A 25,673-nucleotide genomic window follows, 5' to 3' on the forward strand; every position below is an offset into this window, starting at 1 on the left:
ACTCATGAGTTCTATGAGTCGTGCCCGTCGTGGCCCGCGCAAGGTCCGCGGTCGCTACCTCGTCGCCGTTGCAGCATCGGCGACGTTGACGGTCTCGGCAGCGTTCTGGATGGTCGATCGCCCACCGAGCGAGGCAGAGGTGCTGGTCTCGAAATTCGTCGATGCCCTGGACAACCGAGACGTCGCTGCTGCTGCCGCGATGACGACCTACCCCAACGCCGCGACGGCCGCGCTGAACCAGATGTTCGACGGCTTGTCGGCCGACGGCATGTCCACCGGGGATTTCGACCTGACCCAGTACATGGACCTCTCCGACGAAAGTGGCTACTTCACTCTCGCGTCGGCGTGGAACTTCGGTGAGGGCAAGGACTGGAAGTACAGCGCTCAGGGCTCGACCAAGAAGCTCAGCGTCGGTTGGCGCATAGCGTGGGATCCGGCCACTCTCGTCCCGGACCTCACCTCGGGCGGATCGGTTCGATACACCCGGACCGACGCTGCCCCGCCGCTGATCTTCGACGCCGCGAACAACGTGCTGATGAGCGAGCGCACCATCAACGCCATCTCCCTCGACCCGGCGCAGACGAGCGATCCGGCGGCGTCCACCGCGCAACTCGCAGACGTCATCGATGTCGTCGCACCGCTGATCACCTCCGAATCGATGCTGGCCGAGCTGAACTCGTCCGGCGGTGCACCGATCACCGCAGTGACCCTGCGTGACGACGATTTCGCCGTCCTCGAAGACGACCTGCGCGCCGTGCCGGGAGTGGTGGTTTCTCCGCAACCCAAGCTCATCGTCGACGACCGTCGGATCACCTCACCCGTGCTCGACTCGTTGCGAAGTGCATGGCAGGAAGGGCGCGACGCCACCGCAGGCTGGGCCGTCGACACCTACACCGTCGACGGAATCGGTGAGCGCCGTGTCGGTTTCCAGGGCCCTGGTGGTCCTGACCTGCACGCAACGCTCGATCCGCGCGTTCAACTCGCCGCCGAGAATGCGGTGGTCATGGCGGGGTCGTCGGCGTCGATCGTCGCCCTGTCCACCTCGACCGGTGCGATTCTCGCTGCGGCACAGAACAGTTACGCGAACGAGCAGGGCGACGTGGTGTTCGGGGGCTCCTACCCGGCCGGCACCGCGTCGGAGTTGGTCAAGGCGGCACAGTCCGATCGCGGCGACGACAGCGCCGAGGATGCAGCTGCGGCACTGGGTCTCGGTGTCAGCTACTCGATGCCCGGACTCGACGCCTACACCGGAACTCCCGCCGACAGTCGCAGCGCGATCGACGGCATCAGGGCCGTGTCGACCGCCTCCGGTGACGAGGCGACCGTGACTCCGTTCGGTCTCGCACAGATGGCGGCCGCGATCTCACGGGGCAGCGCTCCGACTCCGACGATCGTCGCCGGTCAGACCGCGGTCGCCAATCGTGAGTCCCGGGCGCTCGGGTCGGATGCAGCAAATCGGTTGCGCGGCATACTTGCCGACTCGTCCCGCACCAGCGGTCTCGACACGTTCGACGGGGTGCAGGGATTCGCCGGGGAAAGTGGCGACGATCGCTTCGTGCTCGCCACCAGCGGTGATGTCGCGTTCGCGGTCTACATCGAGGATGCGGACGGCGGGGATCAGGCAGTGCGCATGACGAGCCGGTTGCTGCAGGAGATGGCGAACCCCGTCGAGTAGGGCAGGAATGGAGCCTGCGAAATGACCAGGGATTCGGGTCGATCGTTAGGCACGGTAGTTTTATTCGGTGACTGTGCTCGATTTCGGACTCCTGGTGGTGGCCGGGTTCTTCGCCGGGCTCATCGGGTTCGTCACCGGGCTCGCATCGCTGGTCTCCTACCCTGCGCTGCTTGCGGTGGGTCTGCCAGCGGTGTCTGCGAACGTGACGAACACGGTCGCCTTGGTCGCGGCCGGTGTCGGGGCGACGGCGAGTTCCTCGGCCGAGCTCGCCAAGGACGGCAAGCAGCTGGTTCGGTACGCGATCTACTCGGCTCTCGGCGGTACCACCGGTGCGGTTCTGTTGCTCAATACGCCGGACGGTTCGTTCGAGGTGGTCGTACCGTTCCTGGTGGCGATGGCAGCCATCGCGCTCCTGCTGCAGCCGAGTATTCGAAAGCTGTCCGGCGGCAGAGAGTTTCCGACGCTCTATCCGCTGGCCCTGTTCGCCGTGGCGATCTACGGCGGCTACTTCGGGGCCGGGGCAGGCGTCATCTTTCTGGCGTTGGCGTTGATCTGCACTTCGGATACCTTTTGGCGCGCAAGCGTTCTGAAGAGCTTTTTCCTGGGCATCGCCAATCTGATTGCGGCGATCATCTTTTCGTTCTTCGGTCAGGTGCACTGGTGGGCGGCACTTGCGCTGGCCATCGGATGTTTCGTCGGCGGTGCCTGCGGGCCACCGACGGTCAAGGTGATCTCGCCGATCATCCTGCGCGTCGGCGTCGGGATTCTGGGACTGGGTCTCGCCGGATGGCTGGGGTATCAGGCCTTCGGCTGACGGGCGGTCACCTGTTCGCTACTTGCGCGACGGTGCGCCGAGAGTGATCAACTCCGGCGCAGCAGGGGCACCGCAGCAACCGCCGCTCGACGGGGCGTCGGGCTCGTCGAACAGGCCCGCGCCGCCGCAGACGCCGGTGTCGGGCAGTGTCAGCTCGACCTTTCGTGCGCCCTCGTGGTCTCCGGCGAGTTCGGCTGCGATGCTGCGAACCTGCTCGTATCCGGTCATTGCGAGGAACGTCGGCGCGCGGCCGTAGCTCTTCATACCCACCAGGTAGAAGCCGGGCTCGGGTTGGGTGAGTTCTTCGACTCCGTGCGGTGACACCGATCCGCACGAATGCATGTTGGGGTCCACCAATTCGGCGACGAACTTGGGTGCCTGCAGGGTGGGATCGAGATCGAGGCGAACCTCGGACAACCACGACAGATCCGGTCGGAAGCCGGTGAGTGCGACCACGCGATCGACATTTCCGATGCGAGCGCCGGTATCGCCGACGAGGGTCATCCGATCACCCTCGACCGCAACGGTTTCGGTGCGGAATCCGGATTGCACGGTGAGGAAGCCGTCGTCGACGGCTTTCTTGGCGCGTTGCCCCAGAGCGCCGCGGGCGGCGAGTTCGTCGGCTTCGCCGCCGCCGAACACGTCTGCGGTGACGCCTCGGCGCACGGCCCAGGTGAGCGTCGTTCCCGGTTCATCGGCCGCGAGTTCGGCGAAGGTGATGATGGCGGTCAGGGCGGAGTGGCCGCTGCCTGCGATGACCGTGTGCTTGCCCGCGAACTGGGCGCGAATCGCCGGATCGGTCAGGTCGGGGACCCGGTAGTCGATTCTGTCGGCGGAGAACTTCTCGCCGACGGCCGCAAGCCCCTCGCTACCCAGTGGATTCGGCGATCCCCAGGTGCCCGACGCGTCGACGACCGCGCGGGCGAGAACACGTTCCTCGCTGCCGTCGGAATGCCGGATGTGCACGGACAGCGGCTCGGTGTCGCGGCCGGCGTCGACGACGCGGTCGCGTCCACGGCGGGCTACGCCGACCACTTCGGAATCGACTCGAACAGCGTCTCCGAGGACAGCGGCGAGGGGCGCGAGGTACCGCTCCACCCATTCGCGACCGGTGGCGTAGGTATCGCCGTCCGGTGCGGTCCAGCCGGTCGGCTCGAGCAACCGTGCGGCAGCGGGGTCCACTATCTCGGACCACGGGGAGAACAATCGCACGTGGTTCCATTCGGACACTGCCGCGCCCGCGGACGGCCCGCGTTCGAGAACGACGACGGCAGAGCCGGTTTCGGTGAGATGTGCTGCGGCGGCGAGACCGATGGGTCCTGCGCCGATCACTACTACGGGGTATTCGTTCATGACTGATCTACCTTTCCTCGTCGAGCGAGAGTGTTCACTGCTGCGCGTGCGGTACGGCCGACGCCGATGAGCGTTGCCGATGCCGGTCCGGTCCAGTCGCCGTACCCCAGGAACATAAGGGTCGACTCGTCGTGAATATGATTGTCTTCCAACGTGATCCGAGGTCCGTCGGTGTGCAGGTGCAGCGGCTGCAGATGCCGCAGCGCGGGCCGAAAGCCGGTGCACCAGACGATCGCATCCAGTTTCTCCGTCGTGTGCCCGTCCGTCACGCCGTCGGTTGTGATCGCCGTGAACATCGGCCGGGCCTGCAGGACGCCGCGATCCCCGGCCTCCTTCACCGGCGGGACCATGACGATGTCACCCAAGCCTGCGACCCCGCCGGTATCGGAGTCACCCGCTGCCAGCGCTCGGGCGCGGTCGCTGGCGACATCGAACAGCACGCGCCCATCGACGTCGTCGGGCAGGAACTGAGGTTCGCGGCTGGTGTACCAGTAGGTGTCGGCGACGGTGGAGATCTCGGCAAGTATCTGAGCAGCCGAGTTTCCGCCCCCGACGATTCCTACTCGCTTGCCCGCGAATCGATCCGGTGTGCGGTAGTCGGCGGCATGCAGTTGGGTCCCATCGAATTCACGCATGCCCGGGTAGCTCGGCCAGAAGGGCCGAGACCATGTTCCCGTCGCGTTGACGACTGCTGTGGCGGTGTACGACTCACCATCTGTGTCGACTCGGTAGCCGCCCGGGACCCGCTGCACGGCCGTAACCCGGATGGGCCGGTGCACCGGCAGTTCGTACTTCTTCTCGTACGCTCGCAAGTAGTCGACCACATGAGACGCGGGTGGGAAACCGTTGTGCCACGGAGGCATCGGCCAGCCGGGAAGTCTCGAGTACTCCGCCGGTGAGAACAGGTGCAGCGACGGCCAGTAGTCCTGCCAGGACCCTCCGGCATGCGTTTGGTCGTCGAGAACGACGAAGTCGAGCCCGGCTCGTCGCAGGTAGTAGCCGGCGGCCAGTCCTGCCTGACCGCCGCCGATCACCACCACGTCGTACTTCATTCGAGTCAAGCGTCGGTGCCGCGCATGCGAGATGCGAGTTCCTCGACGCGAGCGGCAATATCGTCGCGGACCAGACGCATGCGTTCGATGCCGTCGATACCGCGCTCGGACGGCTCGTCGGTGTTCCAGTTCTCGAACGTCGGACCGTCCACTGGTTCCACATGTGCCTCGCTGCCGAGGGTGACGACGTAGTCCATGCGGGCGAGCAGATCGGGATCGATCGGCTTGGGTGCTTCGCCCGACAGGTCGACGCCGACTTCGAGAAGAGACTCGGCCGACAGTGCGTTGACGGCACCTCCCGGTTTCGTTCCGGCCGAGTGCACCTCCACCGAACCGCCCGCCGCCTTACGCATCAGACCGGCGGCCATCTGAGACTTGCCGCCGTTCTTGACGCAGACGAACAGCACGCTGGGTGTCGTCATGACGCGGAACTCTGCTTTGCCGGAACCAGTTCGGCGATCAGGTCCTCGATTCGGCCTCTGATCTCGTCGCGAATCGGCCGCACCGCCTCGACGCCTTTGCCCGCCGGATCGGCCAGTGCCCAATCGCGGTAACTCACTCCGGGGAACACCGGGCAGGCGTCGCCGCAGCCCATGGTGATGACGACGTCGGATGTCTCGACGGCCTCGGGTGTGAGGATCTTCGGAGACTGCGACGAGATGTCGATGCCGACCTCGGCCATGGCCTCGACCGCCGCGGAATTGATGGTCTCTGCGGGTGCGCTACCGGCAGAACGCACTTCGACGGTATCGCCGGCGAGGTGGGACAGAAAACCGGCGGCCATCTGAGATCGACCGGCGTTGTGGACGCAGACAAAGAGAACACTGGGTGTGTCGGACATGGAGTCGTATGCCTTTCGAGCGCGGAGGCCGATGCCTCAGGCCGGTACGGTGGTGGTGGTGGTCAGCTCGGTGAGCAGTTGGCGGACACGCGCGTCGAGATCATCGCGGATGCGACGCACTTCGTCGATGGATTTGCCGTCGGGGTCGGTCAGTTGCCAGTCCAGGTAGCGCTTGCCGGGGTAGACCGCGCACGCATCGCCGCATCCCATGGACACCACGACATCTGCGGCGGCGACGACGTCGTCGGTCAACGGCTTGGGGAATTCGCTGCCCAGGTCGATGTCGAGTTCTTCCATCGCCTGCACGACGATCGGGTTGATTTCGTAGGTCGGGGCCGAGCCCGCGGATCGGACGTGGACCAGTCCCCGTGCGTGGTGTTCGAGCAAGGCCGCGGCCATCTGGGAGCGTCCGGCATTGTGGACGCAGATGAACAGCACCTCGGGCACGAGTTTCGGTGCGTCACCCTGTGATTGGGCGAGTGCAGTGAGACGGTCCGCGGCGAACTTGCCGGCCAGAGTGGTCAGGTGCGTGTGAATCTTCGAGGTTCGACGCAGTGCGGTGTAGGACTCGAAGACGTAACGCTCGACGGTTTGGGTGGAGAAGATGCCCTCGTATTCCGCAGCGAGTCTCTCTGCGGTGCGCGAGAGAATTGCTTGGGGCATCAACAGTTCGGGCTGGGCGCGGTGGCTGCTGGGAGAAAGGTTGTCGGACATCAGGACTCCTTTGTCGCTGTGGTCGCGGACGAACTCGGGGCGAAGCGTTTACGCAGTGCGAGCGAGACGTAGACGAGGCCGACCAGTACCGGCACCTCGATGAGTGGTCCGACGACTCCGGCGAGTGCCTGCCCGGATGTCGCGCCGTAGGTCGCGATCGCGACGGCGATGGCGAGCTCGAAATTGTTGCCTGCAGCGGTGAACGCGAGGGTGGTGGTGCGCTCGTAGCCCAGACCCATCGCGGCACCGAGGGCGTAGCCGCCGCCCCACATCACCGCGAAGTACACCAGTAGAGGCAGCGCGATACGCACCACGTCGAAGGGCTGTGACGTGATCTGATCACCCTGCAGCGCAAAGAGAATGACGATGGTGAACAGCAGGCCGTAGAGCGCCCACGGGGCGATCCTGGGGATGAACTTCTCCTCGTACCACTCGCGGCCCTTGGCGCGTTCACCGAAGAAGCGCGAGGCGAATCCCGCAATCAGCGGGATTCCGAGGAAGATCAGCACCGATTTCGCGATCTGCCAGGGCGAGGCTTCGATGGTCGTCTGTTCCAACCCGAGCCAGCCGGGCAGGACCGACAGGTAGAACCATCCGAGGATGGCGAACATGAAGACCTGGAACACCGAGTTGATCGCTACCAGAACCGCGGCGGCTTCTCGGTCGCCGCAGGCGAGGTCGTTCCAGATGATGACCATCGCGATGCATCGGGCCAGACCGACGATGATGAGCCCGGTGCGGTATTCGGGTAGATCCGGCAGGAAAAGCCATGCGAGAGCGAACATCAGGGCCGGACCGAGGATCCAGTTGAGGACCAGCGACCCGATCAGTAGTCGCTTGTCGCCGGTGACGGTGTCGAGGCGGTCGTAGCGCACCTTGGCCAGCACCGGGTACATCATGATCAGCAGGCCGATGGCGATCGGGAGCGACACGCCGTCGATGGAGATGGACGACAGTGCGTCGTTCAGACCGGGGATCATGCGTCCGAGGATCAGGCCGACGACCATGGCCACGCCGATCCATACGGGCAGGAACCGGTCGAGGGTGGAGAGCTTGCCGACTACGGCGGTATCGGTCGTCGTACTCATGCCATGACCTCCGTTGACTCCGCAGCGTTCAGCACTGCCGACAGTTGCTGCAGCGCAGCGGGAACGACCGAGTAGTAGACCCAGGTGCCGCGTCGTTCGCAATCGAGCAGCCCCGCCTCGCGCAACACCTTGAGGTGATGGGAGATGGTGGGCTGCGACAATTCGAATGCGGGGGAGATATCGCAGACACACGCTTCGCCGCCTGCATGGCTGGCAACGAGGCTGAGCAGACGCAGGCGGACTGGATCTCCCAGTGCCTTGAACATCCGGGCCAGATCTCCGGCCCAATCCTCGGTCAGGGGTTCGTGGATCAGCGGCGAGCAGCACTCGCCGTCGACGGACGACCGGTCTTGGTTCGACATGCGTCTATATTGACGTTCATCGAACCAGCCGTCAAGTGAACAGTTGCCGAACGCGGATCAGTCGGTAGGCGACACCGAGCACGACCACGACGGTTCCGACGGCAATGGAGGTGGCGGGCAGCGTCGCAATCAAGACGACGCAGCCGATACTGCCGACGATCTGCAGAACCTTGGGGTACCGCCGGTTCTCGGTGTCCTGGGTATGGGCGCTCAGGTTCGCAACCAGGTAGTACAGCAACACCCCGAACGACGAGAAGCCGATGGCATTGCGCAGATCGACGACGAGAACGAGGACGCAGACGATCACTGCCAGAGTGAACTCGGCGCGATGCGGAACCGAGTAGCGGGGATGGACCGCGGTCAGATACGACGGCAGGTCGTCGTGGCGGGCCATTGCCAGCGACGTGCGGCCGATGCCTGCGATCAGCGCGAGGAGGGCTCCCAGCGCGGCCAACGCCGCGCCGATGCGCATCAGCGGTGACGCCCACGAATGTCCGGATGCCACAACCAGATCGACCAGAGGAGCCGACGACGACGCCAGTGAGTCGGAGCCCAGTACCGACAACAGGATCAGTGCAATCACCGCATAGACCAGTAGTGCGATACCCAGGGCGGAGACGATGGCGCGCGGAATGGTGCGCTCGGGCCGGACGACCTCCTCGCCCAGGGTGGCAATGCGCGCGTAGCCGGCGAAGGCGAAGAACAACAGGCCGGCCGACTGCAGAATTCCGTACCACCCACTGTCGGCGAACGAGCCGAGCCCGGCGACGTTCGGCTCGATCGAGCCCGTGAGTCCCAGGACGACACCCACGACGAGCACGGTGAGCACGGCGGCGACCAGAATCTTCGTCAGCACGGCCGTGCGGGTGATGCCGAAGTAGATCACTGCCGTCAACGCAACGATGGCAAGCACAGCAACGACTTTCGTGTACCCGACAGGTGCGACGTAGGCCGCGAACACCAGCGCCATGGCTGCGGAGCTGGCGGTTTTGCCGATTACGAAGCTCCACCCGGCCAGAAAGCCGGGCCACTCGCCGAGCCGCTCTCGGCCGTAGATGTACGTTCCGCCCGACGTCGGATACTGCGCGGCGAGTTGAGCCGACGAGGTGGCGTTGCAGAACGCGACGACCGCGGCGATGGCGAGACCGATCAGCAGACCCGCGCCCGCGACGGCCGATGCGGGAGCGAACGCCGCGAACACCCCGGCTCCGACCATCGAACCGACACCGATGGCGATGGCGTCGAACAGCCCGAGTCGACGGCTGAGCGATGGCGGATTCGTCATGCCGGGAACCGATCGTCGATCACGGCGACAACTGTAGGTGCTGCACTCGACTCGGCGTCGATCCTGTCAGCGCAGTTCCTGGAACTCCGACAGCAGCGCGAAGGTGGCCTCGCACAATTCGGTCTGCGTCAGCAGGATGCCGACCGTCCCGTCCGGGTCGACGAAGAAGTCGGTGCCCTGCCCGCCGGACCATCCGTAACGGCCGAGGTGCTCTCCTTCGGTGACGACCGAGACGCCGAATCCCCACCCCGTACCCGGCCAGAAGCCCGGGTAGAAACTCTCGTCGGTCTTGATCGACGCGGGCACCTGGTCGTGTGTCATCAGCTCCAGGTGCTCGGTCGACACGGACGTCGGGATCGCACGGAGAAAGCGGTGAAAATCGGTCGCGGTCGACACCAGCTCGCCGTGACTCACGTCGACTGGGGGCGGTCCCGCACAGGGTCCGCCCGCGGCGGGTTCGGTTTCGATCAACGACCCGTCCTCGTACCGGTAGGCCGCCGTCAGGCGATGGCATCGGTCGGTGGGTACCCACAGTCCGGTGTCGGGCATGTCGAGCGGCCCGAACAGGTCGTCGCGGAGATGATCCTGCAGAGACCGGCCGACGATACGAGAGACGAGGATGCCGAGGATCGCGAAGCCGTGGTGGTAGCGCCACCCGGTACCGGGCTGAAAAGTCAGCGGAAGATCCGCCATGCGTGCCAACCACTCGTTTGCGCCGAGCGGAGACGGCGCGGGGCCGGCCTCCGTGGCGTTGGCCCGCATCGCCCGAGCAAGCGGGGTATCTCCCATCTGAATTCCGTACCCACTGGTGTTGGTGAGCAAGTGCCGCAACGTGATCGGCCGGTCCTGCGGAACGGTGTCGTCGAGTGCAGCGTCGGGACGGGTGAGCACAGGGCGGTCGGCGAGTTCGGGAAGCCAGGGTACGACGTCGTCGTCGAGCGTCAGCCGGCCCGCCTCCACGAGCCGCAGGGCGGCCACGCCGGTGACGATCTTGGTCATCGACTGAATCCGGACCAGTGCGTCGACCGCCATCGGTGGACCGCCGACCGCCGATGACCCGACCGCGACGGGTTCCGCATCGGGGCCACCCAGGAGCGCCGTTGCCCCCGGCATCAGTCCAGCGTCGATGTGCCGGGTCAACAGTTCGCGCACGGTCTCGCTCACGGACTCATCGTGTCACCGCAGCGGTCCGGATTCCAGCGCTGGCTACTTTTGATACACGTCCGGGATGCCGTCGTGGTCGTCGTCGCGGGTCTCTTCGGTGTGGATGTCGCGGTAGGCCTTGTTGCGGCTGCGCAGGATGATGGCGGCCAACGATGCCGCGATGATCGAACCGGTGAGGACGCCGACCTTGACGTGGTCGTCGCGCTGAGTTCCCTCGCCGAAGGCAAGGTCGCCGATCAGCAGCGAGACGGTGAATCCGATACCCGCGAGCATCGAGACGCCCAGGACGTCGAGCCATTTCAGTCCGGCGTCCAACGTCGCCCGGGTGAAACGGGATACGAGGTAGGTGGTGCCGAAGATGCCGATGGCCTTACCGATGACGAGGCCGGCGATGATGCCGATGGCGATCGGATCGGTCAGTGCGCTGGCCAGGCCGGAGAATCCGCCGACGGTCACACCGGCCGCGCAGAATGCGAAGAGGGGCACCGCGATGCCCGCCGAGATCGGCCGAATCTTGTGCTCGAAGTGCTCGGCGAGGCCGGGGCCCGCTTCGGGACCACCGTTGGCCTTGCTGCGCATCACGGGAACAGCGAAGCCGAGCAGCACGCCCGCGACGGTGGCGTGAACGCCGGACTCGTGCATGAGTACCCAGGTCACGACCGCCAGCGGGATGAGAATCCACCACGAGCGGACGCGCATCTGTACGGCCACCGCGAACAGGGCGAGCGGAATCAGTGTCAGGCCGAGCGCGATGAAGTTGATGTCGTCGGTGTAGAAGATGGCGATGACACTGACGGCCAGGAGGTCGTCGACCACAGCCAACGTCAGTAGGAAGGTACGCAGCGCGGTCGGCAGGTGGGTGCTGATCACGGCGAGCACGGCAACGGCGAACGCGATGTCGGTCGCGGTGGGGATTGCCCAACCGAGCAGTGCGCCGTCTCCGGTGCCGAGGTTGATCAGCACGAAAATGACTGCCGGAACTGCCATTCCGCCGATCGCCGCGGCGACAGGAAGGGCCGCACGTGCGGGATCGCGGAGATCGCCTGCGACGAATTCTCGCTTCAGTTCGAGTCCGACGACGAAGAAGAAGATGGCCAACAGTCCGTCGGCGGCCCACGTCGAGAGCGTCAGATCGAGATGCAGCGCCGACGGTCCGACGCGGGTGCTCATCAGCGAGTCGTAGGCAGCGGACCACGGTGAGTTGGCCCAGACCAAGGCGATGAGGGTGGCGACGAGGAGCAGTGCGCCACCGACGGTCTCCTTGCGGAGGATCTGTGCGACGCGATCTGCCTCGGACCAGGAGCCCCGGGAGAACAGCGGCAATCGCGTTTTCGGGGTTGATGAATCTGTCACGGAGAGAACGCCTTTCGGTAGCTTCGTCGAGCTGCGAACCGACCGAATATCAGACAGTGGGTACGCAGCACAGAGTTGTTGCCGACCAGACTTCCCGGCGCACCGTGGATCATCCTATCGCGTCGAGGCCGTTCCCGACGAACTCGGCGTCAACGAACGCTCGGCACGAATTTCGCCAGTGCACGCCAGCCCAGTAGCAGAACTGCCGTGGCCAGCGTTGCCACGACGATGAACGACCCGGCTGTTCCCTGCCCGGTCAGTGCACGCAGCACCATGCCCACGACAACCGTCATCACCCACACGACGATGCCCGTCGGAACGATGAGAAAAGCGTCGAACTTGTTGCGGTACAGCGCAAACGCGACGACCCAGCCGATGGCGGCACCGACGACGAACGGCCAGGCGGTGTGGAACAGGCCGGACAGTGCGGTGGCCTCGGCGTGACTGCGCCGACCGATCGCGGCGAACAGCAGAACCATGGCCAGATCGAGGACGCCGGCAACTACGGGAGAACGAAACTTCACGCGCACCACTGTAGACACCGACGGCGAAAGACCCGCACCGACGATTGCGGTGCGGGCCTTTCGCGGGTCCACCCAGGGCGGATCAATGTGGGTTTCAGTCAGTTGGACTGCAACGAAGTCGCATTGATCCGGCGGGGGAGGGGTGATGCGGGGCGGGATTACGCCTGCAGGCCCGCTTCGATTTCGAGGTTCAGCGTGATCTTGTCGCCGACGACAGCGCCGCCACCCTCGAGGGGCATGTCGATGCTGATGCCGAAGTCCTTGCGGTTGATGACGGTGCTGGCCTCGAAGCCGGCGACCGGTCCGTTGCCCATGCCGGCGTTGACGCCGTTGAACTCGAGCTTCAGGTCGATGGAGTTGGTGACGCCGTGGAGGGTGAAGTCGCCGGTGACGACGAAGTCTCCGCCGTCGGCCTTGACCGAGGTGGACTTGAACGTCGCGGTGGGGAACTTCTCGACCTCGAAGAAGTCGGCGGTCTTGAGGTGGCCGTCGCGCTGCGCGTTGTCGGTGGTGATGGACGCGACGTCGATCTCGGCGTCGACGGACGGGGTGCCGTCGGCGTCGACGGTGATGGTGCCGCTGAAGTTCTGGAAGCGGCCACGGACCTTGCTGACGACAAGGTGGCGGACGGTGAATCCGACGGTGGAGTGGGTTGCGTCGATGGCCCAGGTGCCTGCGGTGAGCTCGGGCAGTGCGATGGCGGTGGTCATGAGGACTCCTAGATGGGTTGAAGGTTCAAACTCATAGTACACAAGCGGACCGGGGTCCGTATATATTCCGGATGAACAGGAAGTGACGGACGCCATACCGCGCGGGGTAGCTACGCGGGTTCCGGATCGCCCTTGGTGTCGCGGATGCCCTCGGTGCGCCGCAGCTCGGCGGTCTCCTGCTGCTCGAGCGCTGCGGTCTCCTGCTGTTCCAGCGCGATGTCGAATTCCAGATCGGCGTGCTGATGCCCCCGGAACAGCACGAGGAACACGATCCATCCGACGATGGCGACGAGAATGAAGCTCACGCCGCGATACACCAACGCCGAGGCCACGGCCTGCGATGCGCTGATCGAGGCAGCACTGGTGAGGAACGCGATGAGGGTCGCGTCGACCACCACCAGGCCGCCGGGTGCGAGAGGAACCGATCCCACGGCCTTGCCCGCAGCGAACGCGATCAGCAATCCCGACAACCGGGGATCCGCGCCGACGGCGAAGCATGCGAACGCCAGGCAGGCGACGTCGGCGAGTCGATGCACGGCGGACCACGACAGAGTGAGCGCGCCGTCGCGCTTGCCGAGTTGGACGGACTGGATCTGACCGATGATCTTGTCGATGCCCTCGGCACCGGCGTCGAGCTCGTGGTTGCGGAACGCGTTGTATCGACGCAGTCCCCAGCGCGCGATGTTCTTGATCGACTGCGGATGGTTCGAGATGTAGCGAACGGCGACGACGATCGCGATGACACCGGCGATCGGCAGAACCAGCGTGAAGGTGTTGAACGAACTTCCGACCACCAGTCCGCCTGCCACGCCGAGGACGGCAAGACCGGCAGCGGCGATCACGCCCGAGATGGCCAGTTGCCACGACGCGACGACCGGGCTCGCACCCCAGCGGCGGGTCTCGCGGTAGGTGAACGCGGTGGAGAACACCTGGCCTGCGGGGAGGGTGAGCGCCATTGCGGTGCTGCCGTAGATGACGGACACGGACTTGCGTTGGCGTACCTTCACACCGCCTGCATCGAGCAGTTGCTTCTGCACTCGGCCGAATGCACTCAGCGACACGGCCTGGGCGAAGACGCAGGCCGCCAGCCAACCCCAGTGGATTTCGCGGACGGCGGTCCAGGATTCGTGCAGCCGCGGCCAGAGGTAGATCGCCTCGCCCACCAGCAGGGCCACCAGGGCGATTCCGGCGATCCACTTGACCCACCGGAGTCGGTTGCGCGGACGCCGTACTGCGGGTCCGCTGGTGGAGCTCGGGTCGGGCACCCTGTCAGACTAACCGTCGCTGGAAGAGGAGTCGGGATACTCCACCGGCCAGGCCAGATGGGTGGCACGTCGTCGACCACGTAGTTGTACCTGGTCTCCCAGCTCCCACTGTTCCTGTTCCTCGTCGTCGGCGAAGTACAGGGCCGAGGTCGACGCCAGGACGCGTCCGGGACGCAGTTTTGCCAGCTCGGTCAGTCGCGACGCCTCGTTGACCGGGTCTCCGATGACCGTGTACTCGAAGCGCTCCGACGCACCGATGTTGCCTGCGACGGCCAGTCCTGCCGATACGCCGATGCCGATGTCGAGGCCGGTGATCTCGTCCAACGCGAATCGCAGTTCACGCGCGGCGGCGAGCGCGGCGGTCGGCGCGTCGGGACGATCCAGTGGGGCACCGAAGATCGCGAGGGCCGCGTCGCCCATGAATTTGTTGACGAACCCGTGATGGCGTCCGACGACGTCGACGACCACCCGGAAGAACTCGTTGAGCAACACCACGACCTCGCTCGGTGGGCGCTCGGAGGCGGTGGCGGTGGAGCCGACCATGTCGACGAACAGCACTGCGACGAATCGTGTCTCGCCGCCGAGCTCGGTTCCGAACTGCAATGCCCGACGCGCCACGTCCTCACCGACGTGCTGGCCGAACAACTCTCGTAGGACGCGTCGTTCTGCCGATTCCTCCATCATGCGGTTGAAGCCCACCTGTAGGCGTCCGATCTCGGAACCGTCGAACACGTCGACCTCGACATCGGTCTCGCCGCGCTGAACTCGCTCGATGGCGCTGTGCAGCTGACTGATCGGGTCGGAGATCTGGCTCGCGGTCAGCATCGAGAGTACGAATGCCTGCACGATGGCCAGCACGCTGAGCAGGATGATGGCCACGGCGAGCGCGTTGGGGGAGAACACCAGATCGGTGGTCAGCTGCGTGGCGCACAGCAGAATGATGCCGATGACGGGCATCAAGGTGCCCAGGCCCCAGGTCATCGCCATGCGGGTACCGACGCCGGGGGTCATCGTGCGGTCGAATCTGCCCTCGCTCAACGCCAGGGCCGCGACCGGTCGCAGGATGCGCTCGCCGAGCATGTAGGTGAATCCGAACGTCACGGTGGCCGCCATACCGACGGTGACGATGACGGCGATGGACAACGACGGCATCTCCGCGATGGTCAACAGCACGAAGATGATGCCGCCGATGATCCACAGAATGAGGTGAACGATCGCCTGACGCAGCGGCGCGTGCAGCGTCGTCATCTGCTCCTTGCGGGTGGGTGGGCCACCGCGGAGCTGCCACCGGATCACCGAGCGCAGGAGGAAGTACGCGTAGATCAGGCTGACGACCAAGGCCACCAGGAGGTACGCCCCGAAGATGTACACGTTGCGGACGCGGTCGGCGACGATCGATTGCGATTCGGGGATGGGCAGGCCGTATCGCACGAAGGCGAACACGAGTACCGCACCGAAGACGTTGGCGATGAGCATCGAGAGCATATAGAGCGGCCAGCGACTCTTCAGGGTGAGCGAGACCGCTCGGAAAGATGCCAGCACGGGTTAAATTTAGCGGGTGAGCACCGACGAGTTGCGGGCGCAAGGTACGGGGGCGTCCCCGGGCCCCGGTTCGGCTGCGGATTCGGTGCATCCGCTGGTGCGGGTCGGCGCGGAATGGACATGGCGACTGCTTGTCCTGTTTGCCGGATTCATCACGTTCTGCCTGGTGGTGGCCAAACTCAGCACCGTCGTCATTCCGCTCGGTCTTGCGCTCCTGGCGTCGGCGATGCTCGTTCCCGTCGTCGATTGGATGCACCGACGCGGAGTGCCACGCGCCGTCGCGGTGATCGTCGTGATCATCGCCAGCATCGGTGTCGTCGCCGGCATCATGACCTTCATCGTCGAGCAGTTCATCGAGGGCCTACCGCAGGTGGGTGATCAGTTCACCCAGTCCATCAACGGCATCGAGGAATGGCTAAGCAACGGCCCGCTGCACATCAGCGAGGATCAGATCAGGCAGGCCACGGACAGCCTCGTGAAGGTCGTTCAGGACAATCAGGAGGCCGTAACCAGCGGAGCGCTGACAACTGCGGCGGTGATCGGCGAGATACTCACCGGCGCGTTGCTCACACTCTTCGTCCTCATCTTCTTCCTGTACGGCGGAGATCAGATCTGGCAGTTCGTCACCCGGCTGGCACCGACCGCGGCCCGCAGAAGAATCCGCACCGCGGGCATCCAGGGCTTCGGGTCGCTGGTGGGATACGTCCGGGCGACGGTTGCCGTCGCGGCCGCCGATGCCATCGGCATCGGAGCCGGGCTGGCCATTCTCGGTGTACCACTGGCACTTCCGTTGGCCTCGTTGGTGTTCATCGGCGCGTTCATACCGATCATCGGTGCGGTGCTGACCGGATTCGTCGCGGTGTTCATCGCACTCGTCACCAAGGGCCTGATCACCGCGGTCATCACCCTCGGCATCGTGGTGGCCGTCATGCAGCTCGAAGGCCATGTGCTGCAACCACTCCTGCTGGGCCGTGCCGTGCGGCTGCACCCGCTGGCGGTAGTCCTGTCCATCACCGTCGGCATTCTGCTCGCGGGCATCGTCGGAGGCCTGCTGGCCGTACCGATCGTCGCCGTCCTCAACACCGCTGTGCGGTCGCTGCTGGCCGCCGACCCGGACGAGGTCTACGAGGAACTCGAGGTGCCCGACCCGCTGTACTCCGCCGAGCCGAGCGACCCGCACACTCCTCCCGGAAGCGACGAGCCGGAGCGACTCCCCAAGGGAAAGTTGAAGACTCCGAACAAGAAGACCGATGCAGACGGCTGATCGGGTCGGGACCACGCTCACCTCGTCCGATCCCGACACCCCGCTGTGGCGTGCCTCCCAGGTCTTTCGGCTGGTCACCCTCGTCTACGCCGTCGGCTACCAGGTGGCCACCGTCGACAACTACACCAATCCGCGGTTGAGCTGGATGTTGGTGGCGTCGATGGCCGTGTGGTCGGGGGCGTCGGCTCTGATGCTCGCGCGCGCATCGCTTCCGCGCTGGCAGGTGGTACTCGCCGATCAGATCATCGTCGTCGCCCTGATGGCGTCGACACGGCTGGTGGCCGATTACGACTGGTACAGCACCCGGCAAACATTGCCGACCACACTGTGGGCCACCAACGCGGTCATCTCCGCCGCAATCCTGTTGGGCCCCAAGGGCGGGATCGCGTCGGGAGTGGCGATGTCGGTGGTCAGCGCACTCGTCCGCGACCGCTTCGACTCCGACCTCTGGTCCGACGCCACCGCCCCGGTGCTGCTCTCGGCCGGACTGGCGCTGGGGATGGCGTCGAACACCGCCCGGCGGGCCCACGAAGAACTGCGTCGGGCAGCACGGTCGGCGGCAATCACCGAAGAGCGGGAACGGCTGGCGCGGCAGGTGCACGACGGAGTGTTGCAGGTACTGGCTCTGGTGCGACGGCGCGGGCTCGAAATAGGCGGGCCGGCAGCCGAACTCGCCGAGCTGGCCGGCGAGCAGGAGGTCGCTCTGCGGGTGCTGATCTCGGAACAGGCGGCTCCGCGTGGCGATCACGCCGATTCGATCGTCGACGTGCGGGCGCTGCTGCGAACTCAGGCGGGTTCCTCAGTGGCTGTCTCGACTCCGGCCGATCCGGTGCTCGTCGACTCCGACGTCGCCGAGGAGCTCGCCGCTGTCGTGGCGACCGCACTGTCCAACGTCGAGCTGCACGCCGGTGCCGATGCGAAGGCCTACGTGCTGCTCGAGGACGTCGACGGGGAATTGATCGTCAGCATTCGCGACGACGGCCGCGGAATCCCGGCCGGACGGCTCGCCGCCGCCGAAGCGGAAGGCCGGATGGGCGTCTCGAAATCGATACTCGGCCGCGTCGAATCTCTCGGGGGTACTGCGATACTCGACACCGAGGAGGGCGAGGGAACCGAATGGGAGATCCGCATTCCTCGAACGAAGGGACTTCGATGACCGAGGACACGAATGCCGACATCGCGGTGATGGTCGTCGACGATCACCCGATGTGGCGCGACGGCGTCGCCCGAGATCTCGACGCTGCCGGATTCAGGGTTGTCGCCACGGCAGACGGTGTCGCCGCTGCCGGCCGCCGCGCGCGAGCCACCACTCCCGACGTCGTGCTGATGGACATGCATCTGCCGGACGGCAACGGAGCCGACGCCACCTTCGCCGTCCTGGAGGCATCGCCGCAGACGAGAATCCTCGTGCTCTCGGCGTCCGCGGAACGCAACGACGTGCTCGACGCCATCAAGGCGGGAGCGACTGGTTACCTGGTCAAGAGTGCATCGGCCGAGGAACTGTTCGACGCGGTCCGCGCCACGTCGGCCGGGCAGGCGGTGTTCACTCCCGGCCTCGCGGGCCTGGTGCTCGGAGAGTTCCGGCGGATGTCGTCGTCGCCGCAACCGGAATCCGACACCCGTCCGACGCTGACCGACCGCGAAACCGAAGTGCTACGCCTGGTCGCAAAGGGTCTGAGCGCCAAGCAGATTGCGACCCGACTGACGCTGAGCCATCGCACCGTCGAAAATCACGTCCAGGCGACCCTGCGAAAATTGCAACTGGCCAACCGCGTCGAACTGACCCGATACGTCATCGAAAAAGGGCTGTGAGGGTTTGCGTCGGTAGCTCAGGGGCACTCTGCATCCCATGACCGACAACGAAAAATCAGTGGACACCACCGTCGACCCGGCGAAGCACTCGAAGGGTGTCGACGCCGATCTCGATCAGACCGGCGACGAGCGTGACGAGGCGATCGACGAATTCGACGGCCATCTGGACGGGTCGGGTGAGGATTCTTCGCTACCGACGCCCGAGCCGACCGACGTCGCCGACAAGTCGGACGAGAAGACCGTCACACGGTCCGAGTAGCTACTGGGCGCACAACCTGCCGAGCGCGAACTTGGCGACCGGCACGTACGGCAGAACCAGCGGCAGTGGGCCGTCGATCGTCAGCCACGCCCTGGTGCCGCTGGGGCGTGAGACCACGCCGTGCGTCAGGTCGACCCCGATGGCCTGGTTCTGGAACCACGCCGACCACGCCCACGTCCACGACTGCTCGTCGACCGAATGCACCCGGAAGTCGATCGGCACGCCCAACGGCCCCAGTACTCGGCCGGTGGTGTCGGCGTCCAGCCGCTCGCCGCGGTACTCGACGCCGATGATCTGCGGTGCCCAGGTTCTCCAGGCCGTCGGTTCCATGTAGCGCTCCCAGACCTCGGCGGCGGGGGCGTTACCGGTGGATTGCAGTGTCACTCGCATCTGTTCCACCTACCCGTTGGTAGCGATCCCCACACAGAAATTCCGCGAAGGTTCGGTCACCATCCATCGCCGCGCCGTCGGGCGGACTTGTCGCTGGGAAGACTGGTCGAGTGCGCATCGTCCAACTCGCCAACTTCTACGGACCGAGGTCCGGGGGATTGCGGACGGCCGTCGACCAGCTCGGATCGGGGTACGTCGCGAGCGGCCACGAGGTGATTCTGATCGTGCCGGGAGATCGACGGAGCGAGACGCTTCTGCCGTCGGGAGTGGTGCGCATCGAGGTGCCTGCACCGCAGATCCCGCTCACCGGTGGGTATCGAGTGGCCGACCCGCGCCGGGTGTCCTCGGTGGCAGCCGGACTGCGGCCCGACGTGATCGAGGTATCGGACCGTCTGACGCTGCGCGGCATGGGCGGCTGGGCAGCGCGTCGAGACGTACGGAGCGTGATGATCTCCCACGAACGCCTGGACCGACTGCTCGCCCAGACGATGCCGATGCGCTGCGCCCGTCCGTTGGCCGATCTGGCCAACCGGCGTACCGCCGAACAGTACGACGCCGTCGTGTGCACCACCGAGTTCGCGCAACAGGAGTTCGAGCGCATCGGCGTTCGGAACGTGCAACGGGTACCGCTCGGTGTGGATCTCGACCTCTTCCATCCGCGTCGCCGCATTGCCGGCGAACGGTCCGCATGGCTGGGCAGCGCCGACCGGCTGCTCGTGCACTGCGGCCGACTGTCGGTGGAGAAACACGTCGAGAGAAGCATCGATTCGCTTGCTGCACTCTGTGATTCGGGAATGCGGGCACGGCTCGTCATCGCCGGCGACGGCCCCCGCCGAGCCGGCCTCGAACGACGCGCCCGCGGTCTACCCGTCGAATTCCTCGGGTTCGTCGACGGCAGAGCGGCCGTCGCAGCCCTGCTGGCTTCCGCGGACATCGCTCTCGCGCCGGGACCGCACGAGACATTCGGGCTCGCCGCGTTGGAATCGCTCGCCGCAGGTACGCCCGTCGTCGTCTCCGAGACCTCGGCGCTGGCGCAGATCGTCACCCCGCACTGCGGTGGATCCTCCGAGAACACCGCAGACGGATTCGCCGCCGAGATAGAACGAGTACTCGAATTGCCGGTCGACGGCCGCCGCATCGCCGCCAGGTTGCGCGCCGAACAGTTCGGATGGCCCGCGTCGGTGTCCGGAATGCTCTCCGTCCTGGGCGGTCGCGCAGCGTGAGATCTTCGCTACCCTGATCACATGGAGGCAAGGGATCTACGAGTGTCCGATGCCGAACGCGAGCACGTCGGAGAGCTGCTGCAGCGCGCCGTGGGCCAGGGCATGCTCTCGCTCGGTGAGTTCACCGAGCGAATGGACACCGCATTGGCGTCGAAGACCCGCGGTGAACTGAACTCTGTTCTCGCCGACCTGCCCGGGATGCAGATCGCCGAGGAACATCGCCCGGCACCGAGAGCCTTCGCCGCGCCCACCCCGCAACCGACCCCGCGCCGCGTCGTTCAGGAGCACTGGGGGCACGGCAGCGGCGCGTCGGACACACTGCGCGGCACCATGTCCACCATCACCCGCAAGGGCCCGTGGAACGTGCCGTCGAACCTGCGCCTCGCCACCCGCATGTCCACGGTGACACTCGACTTCACCCAGGCAGTCATGTCCACCCAGGTGGTCGAAATACACGTCGACGACTACTGCAGCACCGTGACCCTGATCGTGCCGACCGAGGCGACCGTCGATCTCAACGGTGTCGACACGGTGGCGGGCAGCGCCACCAACAAGGTCCGCACCGGCCCGCCGTACGGGCCACTGCACCTCGTGGTCTCGGGCAAGGTCCGCCTGGGCTCGGTGACCGCCAAGCATCCGTTCGGTAGCTCGTTCCGCCGCATGTTCGGCTAGAGAGGCGCTTCTACTCGAGGAATCCGAGTAGCACTACTCACGCTTTTCGGCCGCGACGGTCGCAGGATCGAACCCATGACTTCTTCCCAGAACTCCGGGCTGGATCCGCAACTCGTCGCGCGACTGTCCAGCCGCTTCGATTCCCTGGGCGACCACATGCGCCAGGTGGCCGTCGATCTGCAGACACTGCAGTCGCAACTCGGTGCCGCGGGTGCCGCTCCTCGTCAGGCCCCTGCTCCAGCCCCTGCCGTTCCGCCGCCGGTGGCGCCACCGTCGTTGCCCCCGCAGCCCTACGGTCAGCCGTTCGGCCAAGCTGTCCGTCAGCCGATGGGACAGCAGATGGTTCGGCCCCAGCCTGCCCCGCCCTACCCCACGCCGCCGAGGGGACCGGTCGTCGCACCCAGGCCCCCGGCTCCACCGCGGGAACCGTGGTGGCAGCGTGACGGTGTCATCAGCCGCCTGCTGGCTGTCGCCGGCGCAGGCGTCACTCTCGTCGGTGTCGTGATGCTGCTCGTTCTCGCCGCCCAGGCCGGGTGGTTCGGCCCTCCGCTGAGGGTCGCGGCGGGCGCAGTGTTCTCACTCGCGCTGATCGGTGCGGGCGTCCGTGTCTTCGGTCGCTCGGGTGGACGCGTCGGCGGGATCGCCCTCGCCGCCACCGGCATCGCGGGCCTGTATCTCGATGTACTCGCGACATCCGTCCTGTACGGCTGGCTCGATCCCGTGCTCGGTCTGATCACCGCATTCGGAATTGCCGCAGCCGGAACGGCACTCGCAGTGCAGTGGAAGTCGCAGCCGATGGCGGTGCTGATCCTCGCCGGTGTCGCAGTGTGCGGACCGGTGCTGACCGACGGCCTGACCCTGACCTTGATCGCGTTCCTCGTCGCCACCTACGTCTCGAGTTTCCCGGCGCAGATCGGTCGGAATTGGCAACTTCTGCAGGCCGTTCGGACCGTACCGCTCGTCGGCGCGGTACTGGCTGCCATCGCGAGTGCCGATCTGTCCGGATCCACCGGCGACCTCCGGCTGTTCCTGGTCGTCGTGGCGGTAGCCCTCCTCGGCATCGGCACGTCATTGGAGTTGTTGCGCCGCAACGTCTCCGATGTGGTCGCCACCGTGATGATCGCTCTCACGTCTCTGCCCGTGCTGGTCTCCGCCGACGTTTTCGATCGCGGGGCCACCGTCGCCCTCCAGTTGGTTCTTGCTGCTGCGGCTCTGGCGATCGTGATTCTGGTGAACTGGTTGCCGGGGCACGCTCGCATCACCGTCGCGGTGGTCGGAGCCCTGGCGACGCTGCAGGCCGCAGTCGAGTCGACGACCCTCGAGATTCGCCCGGTCGTGATGTTCGCAGTCGCCTCGGCTCTGATCGCGGTGGCCCACAGCACCCGCTCGACTCTCGCATACTCGATCGGCAGCGGATTCGGCGTGATCGGTACGTTGATGTTCGTCTCGGTCAGCCCGCCGCAGGCGCTGCTCGACTCCGATCTAGCCGTCGGCAGTGTCGGTATCTCTCTCGGTGGAATCCTCCTCGCTGCAACGGCACTCGCTTTCGTCTACGTGCTGGCCGAACTGAAACTGGTCGACGACGGACTGCAGACCCTCGGCATCGTCTCCGGCGTACTTGCCCTGTACGGCTTGACGACGGCAACGGTGACCCTCGGCATCGGAATCGGCGGCGAAACAACAGGATTCACCGCAGGCCACACCGCGGCAACCATCGAGTGGATGATCGCAGCCTTCGCGCTACTGGCCTTCGGGCTGCGCAGCGTCACCCACGCTCATCTGGCCCTGCTGGCCGGACTGTCCTTGACCGCCGCAGCCATCGCGAAACTGTTTCTGTTCGACCTCGTCGCTCTGGACGGACTCTTCCGAGTCATCGCCTTCATCGCCGTGGGATTGCTGCTCTTGATCGCCGGTACCCGATACGCCAAGGTGTTCGCGGACCGAGAAAGTGCGGCAGTTTCCCGCTGATCCCCCTGCTGCGTCAATGGACCACTGCATGCGTCTCGACGGTGCAGTGGTTCATTGACGCGGTGCGGGGGTGGGGTCAGGAGTTCTCGGGAGTTGTTTCGCCCCAATCACATCGGGGTCAGCGTGAACGGTTGCGCTCGCGCGCGAGTAGTTCACTGACGCTGAGAACGTGTCCGTTCTCCCCGCCGCGATGACGACCGCTGTCGCCGCCCTCGGCGGTCGGTGCGGCCCGACGGCCCGACGGCTTCTCGGACGGTGTCTCGCTCGACGCGGACCCGTTGCTGCCGTTGCGTTCGGTGCCGTTCGGCTCGGTGCCGTTGCGTTCGGACTCGACGCCGCTGTGCCCGTTGCGTTCGGAACCGTTCTGCGGCGAGCTGCTCTCGTCGTCACCCCTGTGGTCCGAGCCGTTCGCAGTCGAACCGTTGTGGTTCGTACCGTTCGCGGTCGAGCCGTTGCGCGGTGTGCTCGGGGGCGGTGATGCGCTGGGTGCTCGCAGGTCGGCGAGCCAGCTCTCGATGGAACGCGAATCCGGTTCCTCCGCGCGAGGTGCGCGAGCAGCACGGGTTCGGCTCGGCGGCTCGACGGTCGGACGCGGTGCGCTCGGTGCACGAGGCGGCTCCGCCGACGGGGGAGCAGCCACCGGGTTGACCGGCGGTGCGGGCCGGACGATCTCTGCTGCCTGGGTCGGCTCCGGCTCGACGGTCGGGCGCGGTGCCACCGGCCGGCTCGGGGCGGGCCGAGCAGCGGGTCGGTCCTGCGGAGCAGCCTGGGCCCGGGGAGGAGTCTGGGCCTGGGTAGGAGTCTGGCCCTGGGGAGGAGTCGGGCGCGCAGCCGGTGCCGGAGGTGTGGTCGGTGCCGCACGGGTCGGCTCCGGTGGGGTTGCCGGACGTCCCGTCACACTGCGTCGGGATTCTTCCTTCGCGGCGTGGGTCGCCCGAATGGGACCCCCACCATGCGGTGCGCCCACCGGAATGGGCTCGGTGAGCGGCTCGTTGCGGCGCGGTGCCGGGCGCATCGGCGGCGCGACGGTACTCGACGGTGCACCGCCTGCGAGCGCGAGCTCGGGCACGTCTTCCATGGGGAGAAGCTCGTCCTCGAGGATGGTCTCGCCGAGTCCGAGTTTCTGCTGGATTCGCTTCATCCACTGCGGGGCCCACCAGCAGTCGTCGCCGAGCAGTTTCATCGTGGCGGGCACGAGGAACATGCGGATGAGGGTGGCGTCGATGATGAGGGCGGCGATCATGCCGTAGGCGATGTACTTCATCATCACCAGGTCGGAGAACGCGAACGCTCCGGTGACGACGATGAGGATCAGGGCCGCGGCGGTGATGATGCGTCCGGTATGCGAGGTTCCGATGCGGATGGCTTCGCTTGTGCTGGCACCCTTTTCGCGTGCTTCGACCATCCGGGAGAGCAGGAACACCTCGTAGTCCGTGGACAAGCCGAACACAATCGAGATGATCAGCACCAGCACCGGAGCCATGATCGGACCAGGGGTGAAATTCATCAGCCCCGCCCCGTTGCCGTCGATGAATATCCACGTCAATATGCCCATGGTGGCACCGAGGCCCAGGACGGTCATGAGCACCGCCTTGATCGGCAACACCAACGATCCGAACGTCAGGAACATCAACAGCGTCACGATGAACACCACGAGCACGGCCATCAACGGCAGCTTGTCGATGAGTGCACTGATGGAGTCCTGCTCGATGGCAGGCGTACCGCCGACGAGAACCGACGCTCCCTCGGGCACGTCGATACTGCGCAGGAAGTCGATGGCGGGCTTGGAGTCGTTGCGATCGACCAGTCCGGCCTTGAAGACGATGATGCCGTCCTTGCTGGCCCCGTTGGGAGTGAACTGCTCGATCAATCCCGGCGCATTGTTGGCCTGGTTGGTGATCGCTGCGAGGTTGGGCCCCTGTGCGTTGCTGATCACCAGCTTGATCGGCTCGGTGCGCTGGCCGGGGAAGAGCGAATCGAACTCGGCCTGCGCCTCGCGGGTCACGTTGTCCGGAGGCAGATAGGTCTCGTTGATACCGCCGAACTTGATGTTGCCGACGGGCAGCGTCAGGAGCACCAGGCCGAGCACGATGGGCACGGTGACCTTGACGGGGTTGCGCATCACCCAGCGGGTGAGGCGGCCCCACATGCCGTTCTCGATCTCCTCGCTCGACTTGGTCTTGCGCATGAACTTCAGACCGAGCGCGTCGACGCGAGGGCCGAGAATGGCGAGCATCGCGGGCAGGATCGTGATGGCCGTCAGGGCTGCGAGCGCGACGGTGGCGATGGAGCCGTAGGCGACCGATTTGAGGAAGCCCTGCGGGAACAGCAACAGACCACCGA

General features: G+C 65.9%; 25 protein-coding genes. 9 read left to right on the forward strand and 16 right to left on the reverse strand.

The features are described from left to right. Window positions 1-13 precede the first annotated feature (13 nt). Together A2J02_RS08030 and A2J02_RS08035 are read left to right on the forward strand one after the other, a co-directional pair. On the forward strand, window positions 14-1,675 hold the full coding sequence (locus tag A2J02_RS08030) for an NTF2-like N-terminal transpeptidase domain-containing protein (protein ID WP_176460201.1): 1,662 nt from the start codon (window positions 14-16) through the stop codon (window positions 1,673-1,675). A gap of 67 nt (window positions 1,676-1,742) precedes the next feature. After that, entirely contained in the window at window positions 1,743-2,489 is a 747-nt protein-coding gene (locus A2J02_RS08035; RefSeq protein ID WP_068049019.1) for a sulfite exporter TauE/SafE family protein, read from the forward strand. A gap of 18 nt (window positions 2,490-2,507) precedes the next feature. On the opposite strand, the gene A2J02_RS08040 is transcribed toward A2J02_RS08035, so the two are convergent. From A2J02_RS08040 to A2J02_RS08105, 14 genes are all read right to left on the reverse strand, one after another. Continuing rightward, entirely contained in the window at window positions 2,508-3,842 is a 1,335-nt protein-coding gene (locus A2J02_RS08040) for an FAD-dependent oxidoreductase (RefSeq protein ID WP_068049022.1), read from the reverse strand. After that, a complete protein-coding gene (locus A2J02_RS08045; RefSeq protein ID WP_082898698.1) occupies window positions 3,839-4,894 on the reverse strand; it encodes an ArsO family NAD(P)H-dependent flavin-containing monooxygenase in 1,056 nt (351 codons plus the stop codon). The genes A2J02_RS08040 and A2J02_RS08045 overlap by 4 nt, the downstream gene beginning before the upstream one ends. 5 nt (window positions 4,895-4,899) lie before the next feature. Then, window positions 4,900-5,316: an arsenate-mycothiol transferase ArsC gene (locus A2J02_RS08050; protein WP_068049029.1), complete on the reverse strand. Its 417-nt coding sequence runs from the start codon at window positions 5,314-5,316 to the stop codon at window positions 4,900-4,902. Then, a complete protein-coding gene (locus A2J02_RS08055; protein ID WP_068049031.1) occupies window positions 5,313-5,735 on the reverse strand; it encodes an arsenate reductase ArsC in 423 nt (140 codons plus the stop codon). Before A2J02_RS08055 ends, A2J02_RS08050 begins: the two co-directional genes overlap by 4 nt. Window positions 5,736-5,771: 36 nt before the next feature. Next, window positions 5,772-6,449 carry an arsenate reductase ArsC gene (locus A2J02_RS08060; protein ID WP_068049034.1) on the reverse strand — a complete coding sequence of 226 codons (678 nt, stop codon included), beginning with the start codon at window positions 6,447-6,449 and terminating at the stop codon, window positions 5,772-5,774. Beyond that, window positions 6,449-7,537 carry an ACR3 family arsenite efflux transporter gene (arsB, locus tag A2J02_RS08065; RefSeq protein ID WP_068049037.1) on the reverse strand — a complete coding sequence of 363 codons (1,089 nt, stop codon included), beginning with the start codon at window positions 7,535-7,537 and terminating at the stop codon, window positions 6,449-6,451. The genes A2J02_RS08060 and arsB overlap by 1 nt, the downstream gene beginning before the upstream one ends. Continuing rightward, window positions 7,534-7,899, reverse strand: a complete 366-nt coding sequence (locus A2J02_RS08070) for an ArsR/SmtB family transcription factor (protein WP_068049039.1) — start codon at window positions 7,897-7,899, stop codon at window positions 7,534-7,536. Before A2J02_RS08070 ends, arsB begins: the two co-directional genes overlap by 4 nt. A 31-nt stretch (window positions 7,900-7,930) precedes the next feature. Beyond that, complete coding sequence (locus A2J02_RS08075; RefSeq protein WP_068049043.1) at window positions 7,931-9,184, reverse strand: APC family permease; 1,254 nt, start codon at window positions 9,182-9,184, stop codon at window positions 7,931-7,933. Between the two features lie 66 nt (window positions 9,185-9,250). Beyond that, on the reverse strand, window positions 9,251-10,348 hold the full coding sequence (locus tag A2J02_RS08080; protein WP_068049046.1) for a serine hydrolase domain-containing protein: 1,098 nt from the start codon (window positions 10,346-10,348) through the stop codon (window positions 9,251-9,253). Window positions 10,349-10,390: 42 nt separating this feature from the next. Further along, window positions 10,391-11,701 (reverse strand): Na+/H+ antiporter NhaA, encoded by a 1,311-nt coding sequence (nhaA, locus tag A2J02_RS08085; protein ID WP_068049049.1) that lies wholly within the window; start codon window positions 11,699-11,701, stop codon window positions 10,391-10,393. 149 nt (window positions 11,702-11,850) lie between these two features. Then, the gene (locus A2J02_RS08090) at window positions 11,851-12,231 is read right to left on the reverse strand and encodes a DUF3054 domain-containing protein (protein ID WP_373455117.1); all 381 of its coding nucleotides are present in this window, start codon (window positions 12,229-12,231) and stop codon (window positions 11,851-11,853) included. 152 nt (window positions 12,232-12,383) lie between these two features. Then, the gene (locus A2J02_RS08095; RefSeq protein ID WP_068049052.1) at window positions 12,384-12,935 is read right to left on the reverse strand and encodes a YceI family protein; all 552 of its coding nucleotides are present in this window, start codon (window positions 12,933-12,935) and stop codon (window positions 12,384-12,386) included. A gap of 110 nt (window positions 12,936-13,045) precedes the next feature. Beyond that, window positions 13,046-14,200, reverse strand: coding sequence for a TIGR00374 family protein (locus tag A2J02_RS08100; RefSeq protein ID WP_068049054.1), 1,155 nt, complete (start codon window positions 14,198-14,200; stop codon window positions 13,046-13,048). 9 nt (window positions 14,201-14,209) lie between these two features. Continuing rightward, on the reverse strand, window positions 14,210-15,685 hold the full coding sequence (locus A2J02_RS08105) for an adenylate/guanylate cyclase domain-containing protein (RefSeq protein WP_068049088.1): 1,476 nt from the start codon (window positions 15,683-15,685) through the stop codon (window positions 14,210-14,212). A 142-nt stretch (window positions 15,686-15,827) separates the two neighbouring features. On the opposite strand from A2J02_RS08105, the gene A2J02_RS08110 reads away from it, so the two are divergent. Genes A2J02_RS08110 through A2J02_RS08125 form a run of 4 tightly spaced genes read left to right on the forward strand, consistent with a single transcriptional unit; the run spans window position 15,828 to window position 19,077 of the window. Next, entirely contained in the window at window positions 15,828-17,006 is a 1,179-nt protein-coding gene (locus A2J02_RS08110) for an AI-2E family transporter (protein ID WP_068049091.1), read from the forward strand. Then, window positions 16,993-18,162, forward strand: coding sequence for a MacS family sensor histidine kinase (gene macS, locus A2J02_RS08115; RefSeq protein ID WP_068049057.1), 1,170 nt, complete (start codon window positions 16,993-16,995; stop codon window positions 18,160-18,162). Before A2J02_RS08110 ends, macS begins: the two co-directional genes overlap by 14 nt. Window positions 18,163-18,191: 29 nt before the next feature. Next, window positions 18,192-18,818 carry a response regulator gene (locus tag A2J02_RS08120; RefSeq protein ID WP_197477972.1) on the forward strand — a complete coding sequence of 209 codons (627 nt, stop codon included), beginning with the start codon at window positions 18,192-18,194 and terminating at the stop codon, window positions 18,816-18,818. Window positions 18,819-18,855: 37 nt separating this feature from the next. Continuing rightward, window positions 18,856-19,077 carry an autophagy-related protein 2 gene (locus A2J02_RS08125; protein WP_068049063.1) on the forward strand — a complete coding sequence of 74 codons (222 nt, stop codon included), beginning with the start codon at window positions 18,856-18,858 and terminating at the stop codon, window positions 19,075-19,077. Here the strand turns inward: A2J02_RS08125 and A2J02_RS08130 are convergent, their stop codons facing one another. Further along, window positions 19,078-19,467 (reverse strand): MarR family transcriptional regulator, encoded by a 390-nt coding sequence (locus A2J02_RS08130; RefSeq protein ID WP_068049094.1) that lies wholly within the window; start codon window positions 19,465-19,467, stop codon window positions 19,078-19,080. A 110-nt stretch (window positions 19,468-19,577) separates the two neighbouring features. Here A2J02_RS08130 and A2J02_RS08135 point away from each other — a divergent pair, with 110 nt between their 5' ends. From A2J02_RS08135 to A2J02_RS08145, 3 genes are all read left to right on the forward strand, one after another. Beyond that, window positions 19,578-20,690, forward strand: a complete 1,113-nt coding sequence (locus tag A2J02_RS08135; RefSeq protein WP_068049066.1) for a glycosyltransferase — start codon at window positions 19,578-19,580, stop codon at window positions 20,688-20,690. Window positions 20,691-20,711: 21 nt separating this feature from the next. Next, the gene (locus tag A2J02_RS08140; RefSeq protein WP_068049068.1) at window positions 20,712-21,362 is read left to right on the forward strand and encodes a DUF1707 SHOCT-like domain-containing protein; all 651 of its coding nucleotides are present in this window, start codon (window positions 20,712-20,714) and stop codon (window positions 21,360-21,362) included. A 75-nt stretch (window positions 21,363-21,437) separates the two neighbouring features. Continuing rightward, a complete protein-coding gene (locus tag A2J02_RS08145; RefSeq protein WP_197477971.1) occupies window positions 21,438-23,330 on the forward strand; it encodes a DUF2339 domain-containing protein in 1,893 nt (630 codons plus the stop codon). Between the two features lie 118 nt (window positions 23,331-23,448). Here A2J02_RS08145 and A2J02_RS08150 read toward each other — a convergent pair. Beyond that, the coding region (locus A2J02_RS08150) for an MMPL family transporter (protein ID WP_068049102.1) at window positions 23,449-25,673 on the reverse strand (2,225 nt) is incomplete at its 5' end.

Origin of the sequence: Rhodococcus sp. EPR-147, assembly GCF_001647185.1 — a bacterium.
Taxonomy (GTDB): domain Bacteria; phylum Actinomycetota; class Actinomycetes; order Mycobacteriales; family Mycobacteriaceae; genus Rhodococcoides.